Here is a 3378-nt window from a genome sequence, read left to right on the forward strand (position 1 = left end):
TGGCGGCGTCGGCCAGACCCCACATGGCCGCCACGGCCGAGTCGGGGTCGGGATCACCGACGGCGGCGGCGAGGCTGAGCCCGGGGACCCATTCGCTCACCACGATGCCGCCGGCGCGGCCGCGGATCACGTCGAGCACACGGGCGAGTCCGTCGGAGTAGACGCGGGTCAGGGCCACGGTCCGGTCGAGGACGCCCGTCGCCGAGCCCGGGGGTTGCTCGCCGGGCAGCGGATCGACGAAGGTCAAGGCGACCTCGCGACCAAGGCGCTTGTCGCGGGCTCGCCAGAACGCCTGACCGGCGACCCCGCCGTGGGGTTCGAGGAGCTCGTACCGCCCACCCGAGACCAGTCCCCCGGCGGTCAGGCGCGGTGGACCCGAGGGCGAACCCTGCGCCGGAACACCGTTGGCATCGCCCACCCGTCGACCTCCTCGATGACGCGGCCGTCCAGCCGATCCGCCCGCTCCTGACCCCCCGAGTGTACGGTTCGCCCGGCCCGGGACGACTATCGCCTCAGACGCCCCACGAGGCCCCGGAGGACGGGCGTGACGGCGTCCAGCTCCGGGAGTCGTGACCGCGACAGGATCAACCCGGTGACCACGAGGGTGATGACCGCGGCGAGCCCGGCCCGGAAGACGTACCCGATGCTGCCGACCGAGTCGGTCAGCAGGTCCAGGGGCAGGAGGGTGTCGACGGCGAGGGCGACGAGCGCTCCGGCAGCCGACGCGCCGAGGGTCCAGACCGCCGACCTCGCGGTCTCCCGCCCTCGCAGGGAGCCGAGCCTGCGGCGCAGCAGGATGTACCCGGCCACCGCGCCCACGACCCAGCCGATCCCGTTGGCCAGGGCGAGGCCGATCACCACGTGGGATCGTTCGTTCGCGACCAGCGGGACGATGAGCGACAGGACCACGCGGACGATGGTGATCGCGAGGATCATGATGGTCGGGGTCCAGTAGTCCTCGCGCGCGTAGAACACCCGCTGCTGGAGCAGGACCACCGCGTACGGCACCAGGGTGAACGCACCGAAGGCCAGGGTGAGGCCGAGGATGTCGGCGTTCGCGGCGTCGAAGTTGCCGTAGCGGAACAGGCCGGTCGCGATCGTCGGGCCGAAGGCGGTCATGAAGGCGATGATCGGCAACAGGCCGAAGAGGGACAGCCGGGTGCCGAGCGAGATGTCCCGCACGACCGCGTCCGTCCGCCCGGCGACGCCGTTGTCGGCCAGTCGTGGGTTGATGGCCGTCAGGAGGGTCACACCGATGATCCCGTACGGCACCTGGAGCAGCAGCCAGTACGTGCCGTAGATGGCGATGGCCGCCTCGTCGGCGGCGGAACCGATGCGGTTGGTCATGACCAGACCGACCTGCGAGATGAACACGTAGGACAACCCGGCGAGGGCGTTGCCCCCGAACTGGCGGATCCGGGGGTCCAGCCCCCACTGGGGACGCAGGACCACGCCGGCACGGCGCAGCGCGGGCAGCAGGACCGCGGCCTGCACCACCACGCCGAGGGTCGTGCCCAGGCCTAGCAACAGGATCGGGGCGCTGAGGAGGTTGACCGGGGCCGCCGGGTCGATGCCGCTCCCGACCACGGCGAACAGGGCCAGGGTCGCGATGGCCACCAGGTTGTTCCAGACCGGGGCCCACGCACCGGGTCGGAAGATCCCGTTGTAGTTGAGCACGGCGAGCATGACAGAGAAGACGCCGTAGAAGAAGATCTGCGGCAGCAGCAGGAAGGCGAACGCCGTGGCGAGGTCCGTGTTGACCTCACCGTCCCCGAGGTTGAGTTCGGTGAGCAGGGGCGCACAGGCCACCGCCACCACCGTGGCGACCAGCGCCAACAGGGAGGTGGCCGTGAGCAGGCGCCGGATGAACGAGACCCCCCCGTCCGGATCCTCCTGGGCCGCCCTGGCGAGCAGGGGCATGAACATGGCGGTGAGGACCGACCCCAGGACGAGCTCGGTGATCATGTTGGGCAGCGTGTTGGCGGTGTTGAACGCCGAGGCCACGGCGGGGCCGAGAATGGTGAGGATGAGGATCATCCGGACGAAACCGGTGATCCGGCTGGCGAGGTTGGCCACGGCCATCGACCCCGTGGACCGCATCACCGAGGCGTCGGACGAGTCCCGCGTGGTGGTGCCGGTCCCCCCGCCCCGGGTCGCCGGGCCCGGTGGGATCGGGACCACGGGGTCGACGGGTACCGAGTCGGGCGCGAACGAGTCGGCGACCGGTGGCGGCGAGACGGGGCGTGGCGAGACGCAGCTCCCGGATTCGCGGCGGCGGCCCCGCAGCCCGGGATCCGGTCTACGCAGCCCGGGTTCGGGGGAACCCTGCTCGTCGTTCACGGTCGGTGCCCTTCGTCCGCGGGGTCGAGGATCCCCCGACGGTAGCGCAGGTACCGGCGGCCTCCGAGGACGAGGGCGAGTGCGGCCGCGGCGATCGCGAAGCCCTGCGCGACGGGATACCCACCGGACTGGACCGAGAGTTCGACCGGGTCGGACAGTCGCGTCCCGTCCGGCCCGTGGAGGGCGAAGACCACGGTGTGGCGGACCCCGCCCTCGGAGTCGGACTGGGTGGGGACCTGGAGGGTGCGGGAGCCCGCGGCCGGGATCTGGATGAGACCGACCGGGTCGACGGTGATGTCCTCGGGCGCGGTGACGGTCACGTCCACGCGCACGGGGAACGGCAGCGCGTTACGGGTCACCAGCATGAGCGGACTGTTGGGACTCGCCATGGTGAACACGCTGCCCGGGGTCAGGAGATCGACGCGCGCCAGCGAGGCGGTCACCGTCTCCCCGAGCCGCGCCAGGCGGGTCGCGCCGCGGTCCCGGGCGGCAACACCGGTCCCCGTCTCGAAGGTGAGACCGTCCCCGCCGGCGCGTCGACCGGTCTCCGAGATCGCCCGGAGGGCGTCACCCACCAGCGGGTCGAGGTGTGCGGCCGCATCCGCCGAGGTCGGGTCGGAGGTGTCCACCAGCGATCGGAGGGTCCCCGTCCCCGAGAGCGCCCCCGCCAGTCGTCGGACGGTGTCCCCCCCGGGGTCGTCCGCGAAGGGATCGGCGAGTCCGGGGTCCACCGCTCCGGTGGGGTCCTCGGCGAGGCTCCCCTCGGGGATCGTGACGGGACCGGTCAGGCGTTCGGACAGCGGCACCGCACGCATCCGGCCTGTGGAGAGCTGGTCGCCGAGGGTCTCGAGCAGTGAGTTCGCGGACTCCTCGTCGACGCCCCAGACCTGGGGGGGAACCGCGAGGACCCCCTGTCCGGCCACGGCGGTGTCGTCTCCCGCGGCGGCGGAGGAGTTGGTGGCCGAACCGGTGGCGGCGTCGATCACCGGGGCCAGCAGGGCCGCCCGGGCGTCCTGCAGGCGGGCGACCGGGGAGTCG

Annotated in this window: 2 protein-coding genes and 1 pseudogene; all 3 read right to left on the reverse strand. The window is 72.4% G+C overall.

Annotation, left to right across the window (positions count from 1 at the left end; genetic code table 11):
* Positions 1-418 (reverse strand): protein kinase family protein (locus G6017_RS09620; protein ID WP_524536276.1); only part of this gene is annotated, 418 nt, incomplete at its 3' end.
* Between the two features lie 86 nt (positions 419-504).
* Positions 505-2340, reverse strand: coding sequence for a lipid II flippase MurJ (gene murJ / locus G6017_RS09625; protein ID WP_182617131.1), 1836 nt, complete (start codon positions 2338-2340; stop codon positions 505-507).
* A pseudogene (locus G6017_RS09630) lies at positions 2337-3378 on the reverse strand (DUF6049 family protein); the annotation flags it as partial. The pseudogene G6017_RS09630 and the gene murJ, both read right to left, overlap by 4 nt.

The organism is Dietzia sp. B44 (genome assembly GCF_014145245.1).
In the GTDB taxonomy this organism is placed as follows: Bacteria; Actinomycetota; Actinomycetes; order Mycobacteriales; family Mycobacteriaceae; genus Dietzia; species Dietzia natronolimnaea.